At 71.8% G+C, this 15,569-nt stretch carries 13 protein-coding genes; 11 read left to right on the top strand and 2 right to left on the bottom strand.

All coding sequences use genetic code 11. The features are described 5' to 3' along the window. Window positions 1-117: 117 nt before the first annotated feature. The 10 genes from ACZ56E_RS32885 to ACZ56E_RS32930 all read left to right on the top strand — a co-directional run bounded on the left by ACZ56E_RS32885 (window position 118) and on the right by ACZ56E_RS32930 (window position 9,352). The gene (locus tag ACZ56E_RS32885; protein ID WP_471219769.1) at window positions 118-1,056 is read left to right on the top strand and encodes a Rossmann-like and DUF2520 domain-containing protein; all 939 of its coding nucleotides are present in this window, start codon (window positions 118-120) and stop codon (window positions 1,054-1,056) included. Next, a complete protein-coding gene (gene panC, locus ACZ56E_RS32890) occupies window positions 1,053-2,078 on the top strand; it encodes a pantoate--beta-alanine ligase (RefSeq protein ID WP_471219771.1) in 1,026 nt (341 codons plus the stop codon). The genes ACZ56E_RS32885 and panC overlap by 4 nt, the downstream gene beginning before the upstream one ends. After that, entirely contained in the window at window positions 2,075-3,790 is a 1,716-nt protein-coding gene (locus tag ACZ56E_RS32895) for an L-aspartate oxidase (protein WP_471219774.1), read from the top strand. Before panC ends, ACZ56E_RS32895 begins: the two co-directional genes overlap by 4 nt. Before the next feature lie 2 nt (window positions 3,791-3,792). Further along, a complete protein-coding gene (gene nadC, locus ACZ56E_RS32900; RefSeq protein ID WP_471219776.1) occupies window positions 3,793-4,785 on the top strand; it encodes a carboxylating nicotinate-nucleotide diphosphorylase in 993 nt (330 codons plus the stop codon). Then, the gene (locus ACZ56E_RS32905) at window positions 4,785-5,591 is read left to right on the top strand and encodes a type III pantothenate kinase (protein WP_365359611.1); all 807 of its coding nucleotides are present in this window, start codon (window positions 4,785-4,787) and stop codon (window positions 5,589-5,591) included. Before nadC ends, ACZ56E_RS32905 begins: the two co-directional genes overlap by 1 nt. A 1,034-nt stretch (window positions 5,592-6,625) precedes the next feature. Continuing rightward, on the top strand, window positions 6,626-7,327 hold the full coding sequence (locus tag ACZ56E_RS32910) for a hypothetical protein (RefSeq protein ID WP_471219778.1): 702 nt from the start codon (window positions 6,626-6,628) through the stop codon (window positions 7,325-7,327). Window positions 7,328-7,341: 14 nt separating this feature from the next. Then, a complete protein-coding gene (locus ACZ56E_RS32915) occupies window positions 7,342-7,524 on the top strand; it encodes a hypothetical protein (RefSeq protein WP_398302517.1) in 183 nt (60 codons plus the stop codon). A gap of 210 nt (window positions 7,525-7,734) precedes the next feature. Further along, window positions 7,735-8,169, top strand: coding sequence for a BlaI/MecI/CopY family transcriptional regulator (locus ACZ56E_RS32920; protein ID WP_471219779.1), 435 nt, complete (start codon window positions 7,735-7,737; stop codon window positions 8,167-8,169). A 9-nt stretch (window positions 8,170-8,178) separates the two neighbouring features. Next, window positions 8,179-8,775, top strand: a complete 597-nt coding sequence (locus ACZ56E_RS32925) for an amino-acid N-acetyltransferase (protein ID WP_471219782.1) — start codon at window positions 8,179-8,181, stop codon at window positions 8,773-8,775. A 241-nt stretch (window positions 8,776-9,016) separates the two neighbouring features. After that, window positions 9,017-9,352 (top strand): Lsr2 family protein, encoded by a 336-nt coding sequence (locus ACZ56E_RS32930; RefSeq protein WP_398302523.1) that lies wholly within the window; start codon window positions 9,017-9,019, stop codon window positions 9,350-9,352. Here ACZ56E_RS32930 and ACZ56E_RS32935 read toward each other — a convergent pair. Then, window positions 9,331-9,939, bottom strand: a complete 609-nt coding sequence (locus ACZ56E_RS32935; protein ID WP_471219783.1) for an SCO3374 family protein — start codon at window positions 9,937-9,939, stop codon at window positions 9,331-9,333. The genes ACZ56E_RS32930 and ACZ56E_RS32935 overlap by 22 nt on opposite strands. A gap of 441 nt (window positions 9,940-10,380) precedes the next feature. Here ACZ56E_RS32935 and ACZ56E_RS32940 point away from each other — a divergent pair, with 441 nt between their 5' ends. Then, complete coding sequence (locus ACZ56E_RS32940) at window positions 10,381-12,909, top strand: ATP-dependent Clp protease ATP-binding subunit (protein ID WP_363248329.1); 2,529 nt, start codon at window positions 10,381-10,383, stop codon at window positions 12,907-12,909. A 96-nt stretch (window positions 12,910-13,005) separates the two neighbouring features. On the opposite strand, the gene ACZ56E_RS32945 is transcribed toward ACZ56E_RS32940, so the two are convergent. Beyond that, entirely contained in the window at window positions 13,006-15,567 is a 2,562-nt protein-coding gene (locus ACZ56E_RS32945) for an NACHT domain-containing protein (protein WP_471219785.1), read from the bottom strand. Window positions 15,568-15,569 lie beyond the last annotated feature (2 nt).

Below are 15,569 nucleotides of genomic sequence, written 5' to 3' on the forward strand. Positions count from 1 at the left end.
GGTCATATGAATAACCACAGCCTGTGGACAGCGGAAGACGCGGCGCGGACCGATCGCGTTAGCATGACGAGAAATCGTCCGGTACCCCGAGCGGACTGGAACGGAAGGCGCCGCCGCGTGAACGCATCGCATCAGCCAGACCCGCGGGACCGCCCCGCGAGGCTCACCGTGGGAGTCGTGGGAGCGGGCCGTGTCGGCCCCGCGCTCGCCGCGTCGCTGCAGCTCGCCGGGCACCGCCCGGTGGCCGCGTCCGGCGTCTCCGACTCGTCGGTGCGACGAGCCGCCGCGCTGCTGCCCGACGTCCCCCTCGTCCCGCCCGCCGAGGTCCTCGAGCGGGCCGACCTGGTGCTCCTGACCGTCCCCGACGACGCCCTGCCCGGCCTCGTCGAGGGCCTCGCGGAGACCGGAGCCGTCCGCCCCGGCCAGCTGCTCGTGCACACCTCCGGGCGGTACGGCACCAAAGTCCTCGAGCCCGCCCTGCGCGCCGGCGCCCTGCCGCTGGCGCTGCACCCCGCCATGACGTTCACCGGCACCCCCGTCGACGTACAGCGCCTGGCCGGCTGCTCCTTCGGCGTGACCGCCCCCGAGGAGCTGCGGCTCGCCGCCGAGGCCCTGGTCATCGAGATGGGCGGCGAGCCCGAGTGGATCGCCGAGGAGAACCGCCCGCTGTACCACGCGGCCCTCGCCCTGGGCGCGAACCACCTGGTCACCCTGGTCGCCGAGTCCATGGACCTGCTGCGGGACGCCGGTGTCGCCCAGCCGGACCGGATGCTCGGCCCGCTGCTCGGCGCCGCCCTGGACAACGCGCTGCGTTCGGGCGACGCGGCGCTCACGGGACCCGTCGCGCGCGGGGACGCAGGCACCGTCGCCGCCCATGTCGCCGAGCTCCGCAAGCACGCCCCGCAGACCGTCGCCGGCTATCTCGCGATGGCCCGCGCCACCGCGGACCGCGCCCTCGCGCACGGCCTGCTCAAGCCGGAGCTCGCCGAGGACCTCCTCGGCGTGCTCGCCCACGGAGCGGAAGGCGGCACCACGCCCGAAGGAGGGCCCCGATGACCGGCCCGGCCAGCACGCACCCCACCCTCCTGCACACCGCCGAGTCCCTGCGCACGCGCACGCGCGCGGGCCGCCGTGCCGTCGTCATGACCATGGGAGCCCTGCACGACGGGCACGCCTCGCTGATCCGCGCCGCCCGCCGCGTCGCGGGCCCCGAGGGCGAGGTCGTCGTCACGGTCTTCGTGAACCCGCTGCAGTTCGGGGCGGGCGAGGACCTGGACCGCTATCCCCGCACCCTCGACGCCGACGTCAAGATCGCCGCCCAGGCGGGCGCCGACATCGTGTTCGCCCCCGGCGTGGACGAGGTCTATCCGGGAGGCGAGCCGCAGGTCCGCGTCAGCGCGGGCCCCATGGGCACCGTCCTCGAAGGGGCCACGCGCCCCGGCCACTTCGACGGCATGCTCACCGTCGTCGCCAAGCTGCTGCACCTCACCGGGCCCGACGTGGCGCTGTTCGGGCAGAAGGACGCCCAGCAGCTCGCCCTGATCCGCCGCATGGTGCGCGACCTCAACTTCCCCGTGGAGATCGTCGGCGTCCCCACCGTCCGCGAGGACGACGGCCTGGCCCTCTCCAGCCGCAACCGCTACCTCGCACCCGGCGAGCGGCGCACCGCCCTCGCCCTCTCCCATGCCCTCTTCGCGGGCCGCGACCGGCACGCCGCGCAGGAGGCCCTCCGCGCGCGGGCCGCCAGCGCACCCGCCTCACGCGCGCGTGCCGACGCGCTGAACGCCATGGGCGAGTCCCGCGCCGCCGCCGACGCCCACGCCGTGGCGGAGTCCACGGACCCCGCAGCGCCCGGGGGCGGCCCCGCCGCCGTCGTCGCGGCGGCCCGGCTGGTCCTCGACGACGCGGCGCGCCTGCACCCCCCGCTGGAGCTGGACTACGTCGCGCTGGTGGACCCCGCCGACTTCACCCCGGTCCGCCCCGGACACACCGGTGAGGCCGTCCTGGCCGTCGCCGCCAAGGTCGGCTCGACGCGGCTGATCGACAACATCCCGCTGACGTTCGGAGTCGCCGTATGAGTGCCACCGGAATACGGCTGCATGCCCCCGCCCCCGGCTGGTCCCTCGACGCCGACGTCGTGGTCGTCGGCTCCGGAGTGGCCGGACTGACCGCCGCCCTGCGCTGCGCGGCCGCCGGAGTGAAGACCGTCGTGGTGACCAAGGCCCGTCTGGACGACGGCTCCACCCGCTGGGCCCAGGGCGGCGTCGCCGCGGCGCTCGGCGAGGGCGACACCCCCGAACAGCACCTGGACGACACGCTCGTGGCCGGCGTCGGCCTGTGCGACGAGGAGGCAGTCCGCATCCTCGTCACCGAGGGCCCCGATGCCGTACGCCGCCTCATCGAGACCGGCGCCCACTTCGACACCGGCCCCGAAGGCGCCATCGAGCTCACCCGCGAGGGCGGCCACCACCGCCGCCGCATCGTGCACGCGGGCGGCGACGCCACCGGAGCGGAGATCTCCCGCGCCCTCGTCGAAGCTGTCCGCGCCCGCGGCATACCGACGGTGGAGAACGCGCTGGTGCTCGACCTCCTGACGGACGCCGACGGCCGCACCGCCGGTATCTCCCTGCACGTCATGGGAGAGGGCCAGCACGACGGCGTGGGAGCCGTCCACGCCCCCGCCGTGGTCCTCGCGACCGGCGGCATGGGCCAGGTCTTCTCGGCCACCACGAACCCGTCCGTCTCCACGGGCGACGGCGTCGCGCTCGCCCTGCGCGCGGGCGCCGAGGTCTCCGACCTCGAATTCGTGCAGTTCCACCCCACGGTGCTCTTCCTCGGCGCGGACGCGGAGGGCCAGCAGCCGCTGGTCTCCGAAGCCGTCCGGGGCGAGGGCGCGCACCTCGTGGACGCCGACGGCGTGCGCTTCATGGTCGGACAGCACGAGCTCGCCGAGCTCGCGCCCCGCGACATCGTCGCCAAGGGCATCACGCGCCGCATGCAGGAGCGCGGCGCCGAGCACATGTACCTCGACGCCCGGCACTTCGGCGCCGACATGTGGGAGAACCGCTTCCCGACGATCCTCGCCGCCTGCCGCAGCCACGGCATCGACCCGGTCACCGAGCCCATCCCGGTCGCCCCCGCCGCGCACTACGCCTCCGGAGGCGTCCGCACCGACCGGCACGGCCGCACCACCGTCCCGGGTCTGTACGCGTGCGGAGAGGTCGCCTGCACCGGCGTCCACGGCGCCAACCGCCTGGCCTCCAACTCCCTGCTTGAAGGCCTCGTCTACGCCGAGCGCATCGCCGCCGACATCACGGCCCGCCACGCGGAGAACGCCCTCCACGCGCGCGTGCCGGTCCCCGTCACCCCGCCCGAGACGCCGACGCACCCCCTGCTGCCGGCCGAGGCCCGCTTCGCCATCCAGCGCGTCATGACCGAGGGCGCCGGAGTCCTCCGCTCCGCCTCGTCCCTCACCGAGGCCGCGGCACGCCTCGCCCGCATCCACGCGGAGGCCGCGGGGGCGCTCGCCGAGCACGGCAAGACGGCCGAGCCCGGCGTCGACACCTGGGAGACCACCAACCTCCTGTGCGTCGCCCGCGTCCTGGTGGCCGCCGCCCAGCGCCGCGAGGAGACCCGCGGCTGCCACTGGCGCGAGGACCACGCCGACCGCGACGACGCGGCCTGGCGCCGCCACATCGTCGTACGCCTGAATCCCGACAGGACGCTGGCGGCGCACACCACAGAGACCCCCGACTTCCCTCCGACCCGTCCCAGTCCCCAGGAGAAGTGACCGTGAGCACCCCCGACGACCTCCCCCTCGCCCCCACAGCCGCCGGTGGCTGCGGCGACGCCTGCGGCTGCGGCGGGGACGACGCGTTCGACCCCCTGGAGTGCGGCCTCGACCCCGCTCTCGCGCGGCTCCTCGCCGAGGCGGGCCTCGACCCCCTCCAGATCGAGGACATCGCGCACATGGCCATCGAGGAGGACCTGGCCGGCGGCGTGGACGTCACCACGGCCGCCACCATCCCCGAAGACGCCGTCGCCACCGCCGACTTCGCCGCGCGCGAGGCGGGCACCGTCGCGGGCCTGCGCGTCGCCGAAGCGGTCATGTCGGTGGTGTGCGAGGAGGAGTTCGAGGTCGAGCGGCACGTCGAGGACGGCGACCGCGTGGCGGCGGGCGACATCCTGCTGAGCGTCACCACCCGCACCCGCGACCTGCTCACCGCCGAGCGCAGCGCGCTGAACATCCTGTGCCGCCTCTCCGGCATCGCGACCGCCACGCGCGCGTGGGCCGACGCGCTCGACGGCACCAAGGCGAAGGTCCGCGACACCCGCAAGACGACGCCGGGCTACCGCGCCCTGGAGAAGTACGCGGTCCGCGCGGGCGGCGGCGTCAACCACCGCATGTCGCTCTCCGACGCGGCCCTGGTCAAGGACAACCACGTGGTCGCCGCGGGCGGCGTGGCACAAGCCTTCAAGGCCGTACGCGAGCAGTTCCCCGACGTGCCGATCGAGGTCGAGGTCGACACGCTCCACCAGCTCCGCGAGGTCGTCGACGCGGGCGCCGACCTGATCCTCCTGGACAACTTCACGCCGGGCGAGACGGCGGAGGCCGTCGCGATCGTGGCCGGCCGCGCCTTCCTCGAATCCTCGGGCCGCCTCACCCTGGAGAACGCCCGGGCGTACGCCGAGACGGGCGTCGACTACCTCGCGGTGGGCGCCCTCACGCACTCCTCGCCGATCCTCGACATCGGCCTCGACCTGCGGGAAGCGGTGCGGGACTGATGCTTCTCACGATCGACGTGGGCAACACCCACACCGTCCTCGGCCTCTTCGACGGTGAGGACATCGTCGAGCACTGGCGCATCTCCACCGATGCGCGGCGCACCGCCGACGAGCTGGCCGTCCTGCTCCACGGTCTGATGGGCATGCACCCCCTGCTCGGCGACGAGCTCGGCGACGGCATCGACGGCATCGCGATCTGCTCCACGGTCCCCTCGGTCCTGCACGAACTGCGCGAGGTCACCCGCCGCTACTACGGAGACGTCCCCGCCGTCCTCGTCGAGCCCGGCATCAAGACCGGCGTCCCGATCCTCATGGACAACCCCAAGGAGGTCGGCGCCGACCGCATCATCAACGCGGTGGCGGCGGTGGAGCTCTACGGAGGCCCCGCCATCGTCGTCGACTTCGGCACGGCGACGACCTTCGACGCGGTCTCCGCGCGCGGGGAGTACGCCGGTGGGGTCATCGCCCCCGGCATCGAGATCTCCGTGGAGGCCCTCGGGGTACGCGGCGCACAGCTCCGCAAGATCGAACTGGCCCGTCCGCGCAGCGTCATCGGCAAGAACACGGTGGAGGCCATGCAGGCGGGCATCCTGTACGGCTTCGCGGGCCAGGTCGACGGCGTGGTGAACCGCATGGCACGCGAGCTCGCGGGCGCGGGGGGCGACCCCGACGACGTCACGGTGATCGCCACGGGTGGTCTGGCTCCCATGGTGCTCGGCGAGGCCTCGGTCATCGACGAGCACGAACCGTGGCTGACGCTGATCGGACTCCGGCTCGTCTACGAGCGGAACATCTCCCGCGCCTGACCGATAGCCGACGCTTCGTGTGCACAACCCGCCCCCTTCTGCGAGAGTCTGCGCTGGCACGGGGACTTGGGCGGTGTGGGGCGGACTGGGGCGGATGAGGCGCAGGAGACGACTGAGGGCTGCGGTGGTTGCGGCGGCGCTGGTGGTGGTGGCCGGTGGGCCGGCGACGGCGGCCCGGGCGGTTCCGCGTTCGCCCGCCCTGGCCGGGGCGGGGGCGGGGGTGCTGCCCTGGCTCGCGGTGGCGGCGGTTGCCGGCCTTGGCATAGGCGCGGTCGCCTACGCCTTGGCCCGCCGCCGCCCGGACTGACCCCGCGACGGGGCCGACGTCTCTCCCCGGGTGGGGTGCCCGGCGCCGTCCCGCCGGGGTAGGGGCTCCAAGCCCGCCGCTCCGCGGCGGATGTCTCCCACCCACCCACCCGTTTGCCCCGCACCGTCTTGCGGGGGTAGGGGCGGGTGGGTGGGTGCTCACCCCGCGACGTTCCGCGAGTAGGGGCGGGTGGTTGGGTGTTCACCCTGCGATGCCTTGCGGGGGTAGGGGCGGGGGTGGGTGGGTGTGTCCCCGCACCGCCTTGCGGGAGTAGGGGCGGGGTGGGTGGGGGCTGCCCCGCGCCGTACAGCGGGAATAAGGGTGGGTGGGGTGGGTGTACCCGCGACGTCCTGCGGGGGTGGGGGACTGCCCTGTGCTGTCCTGTGGGAGTAGGGGCGGGTGGGTGGGGATTGCCCCGGGACGGGACGCAGTTGCCACGCAGGGGAAGCAAAGGCAGGGGACCCCCACCGGGCCGCAGTCGCGAGCGCTCGCGAGGGGACGTGGGGGTATGTGCGAACGGAGCACCGAGCCAGCTGTGCCGTCTTTGTTCGGGCAGCGGGGCGCAGGGATGGCGAGTACGCACATACCCCCGCGGCCCCGCCCCACAGACGGGCGGAAGGCGAACCCCGCCCAAGGCGCCCCCGCCAGAATCCGCCCCCGCCCAAGGCGCCCCCGCCAGCGAGTGGCGTTAAGCCGATTTTGTCCGGTTGGCGCGTATCGTCAGTCCATGCCCACGCCATACGGATCCCGGGGCGGCATGGCCTTCGGTGCGGAGGAGCTGCGTGTGCTCCGTCGCGCCCTGGCGCTCGCCCTGCACCCCAGCCCCGTCCGCGACCGCGACCCCGCTCGTGACGAGGACGTCCAGGACTGTCTCCGGCTCGCCGAATCGGTCGACGAAGCGATGCGCGAGGGCGCCAGGCTGCGCGCCTTCCTCGTGGCCGACCTCGCCCGCTACCGGGCCGCCCTGCCCGGCACCGCCTCCGGCTACCTCGCCCTGCTCGACGATGTCCTCGCCGCCGGCTACCAGCCCGGCGCCGACGACCTCGCCGCCCTGCGCGCCCTGCGCGGCAACCCCACCGCGGCCGCCCTCCTCGACCGCTGCCGCGCCCTCGCCGAACGCGCCGTCCGCGCCCGTCTCGCACGCCGCGCCGTCCCGGACCCCGTCGCCACCGCCACCGCCACCGCCACCATCTCCATTCCCGCGCCCGCCTCCCGCGCCCGCCTCCACGCCCTCCCCGGAGGTCTGAGCGACAGGGACGGGGCGCAGTCGCCCGCCGAGCGGCCCGCCGCCCCGGAGCCGCCCCGCCCGGTGCCCACGCCGGCCGAGGTGTTCCCGCCGAAGCGCCGCCCCGAGGCCCCCGCGCAGACGCCCACGCAGACGCCCGCGCCGACACCCGCGGACCCGCCGCACCAGCTCGTCGCGGGCTAGCTACTCTGGGAGGCATGGACTACGTTTCCGCGCTCGTGCCCCCCGTAGTGATGGCCGTGTTCTTCACGGGGCTCATCGTGACGATCGTGAAGACCCAGGGCGGCGCCAACAAGGCCAAGGAGGACGCGGCCGTGGACGCCGCGATCTCCCGCGCCGAAGCCGCCGGCCAGACCCCGAAGGCCACCGGCAGCGCCTGAGCAGCGCTTGAGCGCACCGGCGGCGCCACCTCGCCCCCGGCCACGGCCCCGAGCACCCGGCGTACGACTCGACGTGTCATTCGAGTCGTACGCCCTTTTTGTTGTGGAAATTAGTGGTACGCCACGTCCCTCACGCATCACGCCAATAGTGACGTCTCCCACTATTGTTCTGCTGTGCCTCGTCCATTGGGAGAACTCGAAGACTCAGTCATGACGCGGGTGTGGAAGTGGAACCGCCCCGTGACCGTTCGAGAAGTCCTGGAAGACCTTCAGCAGGAACGGTCCATCGCGTACACCACCGTGATGACCGTTTTGGACAATCTCCATCAGAAGGGCTGGGTGCGCCGCGAAGCGGAAGGCCGCGCCTATCGATATGAGGCGGTCTCCACTCGCGCCGCCTACGCAGCCGCACTGATGAACGAAGCCTGGTCGCAGAGCGACAACCCGGCCGCCGCACTGGTCGCCTTCTTCGGCATGATGTCGGAGGAACAGCGGGAAGCCCTGAGCGACGCGATGCGTATCGTCCAAGGCCCGGAGAACCCCGGGAACCCTGGGAACAACCCCGGGAACCCTGGGAACAACCCCGGCAACGCCGCGAACAACCCCGGGAACCCCGGCGCCGCAGAGCACGAAGCAGAGCGATAGCGTCCGCTCATGCCAGCAGAGGTCCCCGAACGATCCGAACGATCCGAACGGCCCGAACGATCCGAACGACCTGAACGATCCGAACGCAGCGAACTCAGTGCAAAAGCGGTCTCCGTCCGCAGGGCGCGAACCTCCGATGTGCCGGCCGTGCGCCACCTCCTCGACTCCTACGTCCGCGAGCGCATCCTCCTGGACAAAGCGACGGTGACGCTTTACGAGGACATCCAGGAGTTCTGGGTCGCGGAACGCGACGACAACGCCGAGTTGGTCGGCTGCGGCGCTCTGCACGTGATGTGGGAAGACCTCGCGGAAGTGCGCACCCTCGCGGTGAACCCCGAGGTCAAGGGTGCCGGAGTGGGCCATCAGCTGTTGGGCAAGTTGCTGCAGACCGCCCGCTGGCTCGGCGTCCGCAAGGTTTTCTGTCTCACCTTCGAAGTCGACTTCTTCGCGAAGCACGGCTTCGTGGAGATCGGCGAGACTCCGGTCGACGGAGATGTCTACAGCGAGCTCCTGCGTTCCTATGACGAGGGCGTCGCGGAGTTCCTTGGCCTCGAACGAGTGAAACCGAACACCTTGGGCAACAGCCGGATGCTTCTGCATCTGTGATCGGGTGATCGTCCCGTCAGGTATTCCGAGCCGCCCCTGCCCTGGTGGGCTATGTCCGAAACGCGCATGTTTCCAGGCTTCTAGGGGTCCCCTGTCTCTCCCAGGGGTTTGTGTTTTTCCGGCAAAAGCGGTTTGCTTTCCGACGTACTGCAGTACTGCATATAACAGGGGCCGGTGAATCGGCGGCGTGCGGTGTGCGTCGCGCGGACCGGCCTCACAGTTATCGATGAAAGGAAATCCGGTGGCACAGAAGGTTCAGGTCCTTCTTGTCGATGACCTCGACGGTGGCGAGGCGGACGAGACCGTGACGTTTGCGCTGGACGGCAAGTCCTACGAGATCGACCTCACCACGGCGAACGCGGACAAGCTCCGTGGCGCCCTTGAGGACTTCGTCAAGGCAGGTCGGCGCACCGGGGGCCGTTCGAGCGGCCGCGGCAAGACGCGTACCGCCGCGGCGAGCGGTGGCCAGGACACGGCCGCGATCCGCGCCTGGGCGAAGGAGAACGGTTTCGAGGTCAATGACCGCGGCCGCGTTCCCGCGTCCATTCGTGAGGCCTACGAGAAGGCCAACGGCTGACGGTTGCGACGCCGCAGCCGGACCCGGTGGCAGTGTGTCGCCGCCGTGTCCACCAGTCGTACGAGACCGGAGCCCACAGCGGGGTCGCTGTGGAGCGCAGTCCCGCCTCCCCCCACCTCGGACAGGGGTCCCACCCCTGGCAGGGACGGCAGCGCAGGCAGTGTCGGCTCCACCTCACAGCCGGGCTCCGGGGGCCGCAGCCAGACGGCGGCCCCCCGCGAGCCGGACCAGCCCGGGGGAGCGGGCGCGTCGATCCGCCCGCCCGCCCCGATCGCGGTGAGGCCGAGGGGGATGTGTCCCCACTCCAGCCAGTCGAGCAGCCCAGGCAGCTCCTCCGCGCTGCCCGCGCTCACCAGGAGGCGCATCGTTTCCCCGCGCAGCGCCACCGGGGCCTTCGGTCCGAGGTGGCGCAGCGCCGCGAAGCCCGCCTCCGCCGGCAGTTCAAGGACGTCGAAGCGCAGGCCGGTCAGGAGCCGCACCCGGCCGGGCCCGGGGGCGGTCGCCCAGCCGAGCTCGTTCTCGTACCACTGCCGCACCGGGTCGCTCTGCTCGAAAGGCGCTCGGGGCTGAGGAACTGTGGGGGCCATGTCCGGGCAACAGCCGGAAGGGCCCTCGGGTTACGCAGTGTGGCGCCGTAGATGCGGTGCGTATCCGGCAGGGGGGCGTGCGGGCGTGTTCGGCGGCGCAAGAGTGTTCGCCCGTAGCGGAGGGAACCGGGGCACGCTGCATGGACTGTCAGTCGTTACGGGTAAGACATCCCTAGTGGGAGGGGGCGACACGCGGTCCTGGGCATGTCACGTTCGCCATCGGCGTAGTGATGGTGGGGGTAACTGCCTGGCCTGCGGGAACATCGTCTCGCACCATCGGGTTGGAGCAGTTGTCGGCGTTCGGGGTCAGGAGATCCTCCGAGTTGGGGTCCGGGTGTCGGCAGTTGGAATGAGCGGTCCCCGCTTGCGGGACTAAGCTGCGGAAGGACAGGGAGGGGACCGACCCCTTTACTGCCTGACCGCTCTGAGGAGCGATTAACGATGTTCGAGAGGTTCACCGACCGCGCGCGGCGGGTTGTCGTCCTGGCTCAGGAAGAAGCCCGGATGCTCAACCACAACTACATCGGCACCGAGCACATCCTCCTGGGCTTGATCCACGAGGGCGAGGGTGTCGCCGCTAAGGCCCTGGAGAGCCTCGGGATTTCGCTCGAGGCGGTCCGCCAGCAGGTGGAGGAGATCATCGGGCAGGGCCAGCAGGCTCCGTCCGGGCACATTCCCTTCACTCCCCGTGCCAAGAAGGTCCTGGAGCTTTCGCTCCGCGAGGCCCTTCAGCTGGGCCACAACTACATCGGCACGGAGCACATCCTGCTCGGCCTGATCCGTGAGGGCGAGGGCGTCGCCGCCCAGGTCCTGGTCAAGCTGGGCGCCGATCTCAACCGGGTGCGGCAGCAGGTCATCCAGCTGCTCTCCGGTTACCAGGGCAAGGAGACCGCCACCGCCGGCGGTCCTGCGGAGGGCACGCCTTCCACGTCCCTGGTGCTCGACCAGTTCGGCCGGAATCTGACCCAGGCCGCTCGTGAGTCCAAGCTCGACCCGGTGATCGGGCGCGAGAAGGAGATCGAGCGGGTCATGCAGGTCCTGTCCCGCCGTACGAAGAACAACCCGGTCCTGATCGGTGAGCCCGGCGTCGGCAAGACCGCCGTCGTCGAGGGTCTCGCCCAGGCCATCGTCAAGGGCGAGGTGCCCGAGACCCTCAAGGACAAGCACCTCTACACCCTGGACCTCGGCGCCCTGGTCGCCGGCTCGCGCTACCGCGGTGACTTCGAGGAGCGCCTGAAGAAGGTCCTCAAGGAGATCCGCACCCGCGGCGACATCATCCTGTTCATCGACGAGCTCCACACCCTGGTGGGTGCGGGTGCCGCCGAGGGCGCGATCGACGCCGCGAGCATCCTCAAGCCGATGCTGGCCCGCGGTGAGCTGCAGACCATCGGTGCGACCACGCTCGACGAGTACCGCAAGCACCTGGAGAAGGACGCCGCGCTCGAGCGCCGCTTCCAGCCCATCCAGGTCGCGGAGCCGTCGCTGCCGCACACCATCGAGATCCTCAAGGGCCTCCGCGACCGGTACGAGGCGCACCACCGTGTGTCCATCACCGACGAGGCCCTCGTCCAGGCGGCCACGCTGGCCGACCGGTACATCTCGGACCGCTTCCTGCCCGACAAGGCGATCGACCTGATCGACGAGGCCGGCTCCCGGATGCGCATCCGCCGGATGACCGCGCCGCCGGACCTCCGCGAGTTCGACGAGAAGATCGCGGGCGTCCGTCGCGACAAGGAGTCGGCCATCGACTCCCAGGACTTCGAGAAGGCGGCCTCTCTCCGCGACAAGGAGAAGCAGCTGCTCGCCGCGAAGGCCAAGCGCGAGAAGGAGTGGAAGGCCGGCGACATGGACGTCGTCGCCGAGGTCGACGGCGAGCTGATCGCCGAGGTCCTGGCCACGGCGACCGGCATTCCGGTCTTCAAGCTGACGGAGGAGGAGTCCTCCCGTCTGCTGCGCATGGAGGACGAGCTCCACAAGCGCGTCATCGGCCAGAAGGACGCCGTCAAGGCGCTCTCGAAGGCGATCCGGCGTACGCGTGCGGGTCTGAAGGACCCGAAGCGTCCCGGCGGCTCGTTCATCTTCGCGGGCCCGTCCGGTGTCGGTAAGACCGAGCTGTCCAAGGCGCTCGCCGAATTCCTCTTCGGTGACGAGGACGCGCTGATCTCCCTCGACATGTCGGAGTTCAGCGAGAAGCACACGGTCTCGCGTCTCTTCGGTTCGCCCCCCGGTTACGTGGGTTACGAAGAGGGCGGCCAGCTGACGGAGAAGGTCCGCCGCAAGCCGTTCTCGGTCGTCCTTTTCGACGAGGTCGAGAAGGCCCACCCGGACATCTTCAACTCGCTCCTGCAGATCCTGGAGGACGGTCGCCTGACCGACTCCCAGGGCCGGGTCGTCGACTTCAAGAACACGGTCATCATCATGACGACCAACCTCGGCACCCGTGACATCTCGAAGGGCTTCAACCTCGGCTTCGCGGCCCAGGGCGACACGAAGTCCAACTACGAGCGGATGAAGAACAAGGTCAGCGACGAGCTGAAGCAGCACTTCCGCCCGGAGTTCCTGAACCGCGTGGACGACGTCGTCGTCTTCCCGCAGCTCAGCCAGGACGACATCCTCCAGATCGTCGACCTGATGATCACCAAGGTGGACGAGCGCCTCAAGGACCGGGACATGGGCATCGAGCTCTCCCAGTCCGCGAAGGAACTGCTCGCGAAGAAGGGTTACGACCCGGTGCTCGGCGCGCGTCCGCTGCGGCGCACGATCCAGCGCGAGGTCGAGGACACCCTCTCCGAGAAGATCCTCTTCGGTGAGCTCCGTCCCGGCCACATCGTGGTCGTCGACACGGAGGGCGAGGGCGAGACCGCCACGTTCACCTTCCGTGGCGAGGAGAAGGCGGCACTGCCCGACGTGCCGCCGATCGAGTCGGCCGCCGGTGGCGGCGCCGGCCCGAACCTGAGCAAGGAGGCGTAGCCCGCACAGGGCGCGCCACAGGGGCTGCCCCGGAACCGTTTCGTACGGTTCCGGGGCAGCCCCTTTTTCGTACGCCTGTACGGGAGCAGGTCGCCGTCAGGCGGTGATCGAGACGCCCTCCGGTACGTTCCGCACGCGTGGCAGGCGCGGGTTGACGCGCAGGACGCGCAGGGCGGGGAAGCGGGCCAGCCACGACATGTCCGGGTCGGGCAGCTCCGCGTTGAGCCACAGGTGGGTGAGCCGGTCGGGGACCAGGCCCGCTAGGAGCTCGTCGGTGCGCATGACGCCCGCCACCTGGATGCGGGGCCGCCCGCCGAGGCCGCGCAGGGCCGCGAGCTCGGCGGCGTCGGAGACGGGGAAGTACAGGCCCTCGGGGGAGAGGTGCGCGATGATCTCGCGCGCGTACCGCTCGGTGTCGAAGTGCCGCCAGGGGCGGGCCAGCTCGGTGCGGATGGCGAGCGAGGTGCGGGTGCGCAGCCGGGCGAGGTAGTCGATGGCCGCGTCGTCCTGGACGCGGGTCGCGGTGATGGCGAGGAGCAGTGCCTGCTGGTCGCCGGGGATCTGCTCGGGGTCGGGCAACTGCTCCAGGACGATGGGGCCGACCCAGCCGAGGCTGCGGGCGCCCTGTTCGGTGGTGGGGCGCAGGAGGTTCTTGGTGCGTCGGTGGACGAGCTCCTGGATGGCAGGGTCCAGCTCGCTGACGTGTTCGAGGCAGGCGGCGGCCATCAGGCGCCGGTGGTTGACGTGCGGCCTGCGCAGGCCGGGGGCGGCGGCCAGGAGGCGCTCCAGGAAGCGGGCGCACTCGTCGGGGCGGGCGTGGGCGGCGGCCATGCGGATGACCTCCTCCCACTCCGGCTGGTGGGCGTGTTCGACGAGGGTGTCGAGGTCGCCGCGGGCCACGATCTCCTTGGCCGCCAGGTAGTCCTGGAAGGTGCGGTGGATGAAGTCGACCGAGACGCCCGCCTGTTCGCGGAGCAGCCCGGTGCGGTGCAGCAGGTGGCGGAAGATCTTCTCGCCGTCGCCCGCGGCCCGGGCGGAGGGGATGGCGGGCAGCGCGTGGTTCAGGACGTCGACGACGCGGCGGCGCGGCAGCTCCGAGAGGCCCTCGTCGAGCATGGCGTGGGCGAGCTTGCGCAGGAGCAGTTCGCGGGCGCCCTGCTGGAGCCGTACGTCGTCGGCGTACAGCACGTCCCGTTCGGGGTCGCGGCGCTGCAGGAGCATTTCCAGGGCGGCGTCGTAGAGCTCCTTGCGGCCCTTGGGCAGGGAGCCCGAGCGGTCCCGGTTGAGGGCGCATATGAGGCCGCACATCAGGGGGTTGGTGGCGAGCTGTCGCAGCTCGCGGTAGATCCGTACGGAGTGCAGCAGGCGCTGCTCGTACTCCTTGAGGGATTCCGTGTCCTGGCCGGAGTCGCTCATCGCCGCGGCGTGCCAGTCGCGGATGAAGCGGGTGACCTGGTCGCGGGACATCGGGGCGAGCGACAGCTCCGTGAAGCCCTCTTCGGCGAGGCGTTCCTGGGCGAGCCAGCCGTCCTCCACGGCGGAGGGCCGCGAGGTGACCAGGCAGGCGGTGCCGGAGAAGATGCGCAGCAGGCGGCGGAGCTGGTCGCGCAGGGCGCCGCGGGTCTCCTCCGGGGCCTCGTCGATGCCGTCGACCAGGAGCAGGGCGCGGCCCGCGAGGAGGGTGCGGACGACCCAGCCCTCGGGCGCCGCGCCGGCGAGCGGGTGGCGTACGGCGCGCAGGAAATCGTCCGGGGCGGGGAAGCCCTCGCGGGCGAAGCGGCGTACGGGGAGCACGAACGGCACGCGGGCGCCCTCGCGGGCGGCGGCGACGGCGAGCCACTGCACGAGCGTCGTCTTGCCGGAGCCGGCGACGCCGCGCAGCAGGACCCGCTCGTGGCCCTCCAAGGCCCGGTCGGCGAGGAGGACGGTGCGCTGCTGCCCTCCCGCTCCCGCCACCGGGCCGCCGCTGTTCTCCTCGGCCTGGAGGCTCAGATAGGTGTCCTCCAGGGGCCAGCGGTCGGGCGCGTGCGCGAAGTCGACGCCGACGATGGTCAGCCAGCCGTGCTGGCGCAGCACCTCCTGGGCGTACGCGGCCTCGAAGTCGGCGTCCTCCTGGGAGGGTTCGGGGCGGCGGGCGACGGCCGCCTCGGCGTCGTTGAGGTCGACGAGCTGGCGGATGCGGCTGGCGCGCTCGGGCATGTGCCGCTGGATGTACGGGGAGCGGCGCACGAGGTGGTGCAGGACGTGCAGGCAGACGGCGACGAGCAGTTCGTCGTGGAACCAGGCGGCGTCGGGGGTGAGGCGGCGGTCGGCGCCCTGGACGGCGCCGCGCAGCCGCCGGGCGTAGTCCTGAGGGCCCAAGCGCACGGCGTCGGCGTCGGTGAGGTCCAGTTCGCCGATGGCGAGCAGCGTGCGGGTCAGGACGTCGGCGACCGCGGGGAGCTCGGCGGTGGGCGTGGAGTGCGTCTCCGCGGCGAGCTGGATGAAGTCGGCGGCGGTGCGGTGCACGTCGTCGGGGTCGGCGGGGGCGTCGGGGCCGCGCCAGGTGGTGAGGGCGGCGATCAGGTGGGGGGTGGTGGGTGGCCGGTCCGGGATGCGGAAGAACCGTTGTACGAGGGGCATGGCGAGGGCCGAGGGGGTGCGTACTACGGGCTCCATGG

It is taken from the genome of Streptomyces sp. NPDC039480 (assembly GCF_055597165.1).

Coding starts and splice junctions, on each gene's coding strand:
- panC (WP_471219771.1), top strand. CDS start 1,053: ATGACCGGCCCGGCCAGCACGCACCCCACCCTCCTGCACACCGCCGAG.
- ACZ56E_RS32895 (WP_471219774.1), top strand. CDS start 2,075: ATGAGTGCCACCGGAATACGGCTGCATGCCCCCGCCCCCGGCTGGTCC.
- ACZ56E_RS32905 (WP_365359611.1), top strand. CDS start 4,785: ATGCTTCTCACGATCGACGTGGGCAACACCCACACCGTCCTCGGCCTC.
- ACZ56E_RS32910 (WP_471219778.1), top strand. CDS start 6,626: ATGCCCACGCCATACGGATCCCGGGGCGGCATGGCCTTCGGTGCGGAG.
- ACZ56E_RS32915 (WP_398302517.1), top strand. CDS start 7,342: ATGGACTACGTTTCCGCGCTCGTGCCCCCCGTAGTGATGGCCGTGTTC.
- ACZ56E_RS32920 (WP_471219779.1), top strand. CDS start 7,735: ATGACGCGGGTGTGGAAGTGGAACCGCCCCGTGACCGTTCGAGAAGTC.
- ACZ56E_RS32925 (WP_471219782.1), top strand. CDS start 8,179: ATGCCAGCAGAGGTCCCCGAACGATCCGAACGATCCGAACGGCCCGAA.
- ACZ56E_RS32935 (WP_471219783.1), bottom strand. CDS start 9,939: ATGGCCCCCACAGTTCCTCAGCCCCGAGCGCCTTTCGAGCAGAGCGAC.
- ACZ56E_RS32940 (WP_363248329.1), top strand. CDS start 10,381: ATGTTCGAGAGGTTCACCGACCGCGCGCGGCGGGTTGTCGTCCTGGCT.
- ACZ56E_RS32945 (WP_471219785.1), bottom strand. CDS start 15,567: ATGGAGCCCGTAGTACGCACCCCCTCGGCCCTCGCCATGCCCCTCGTA.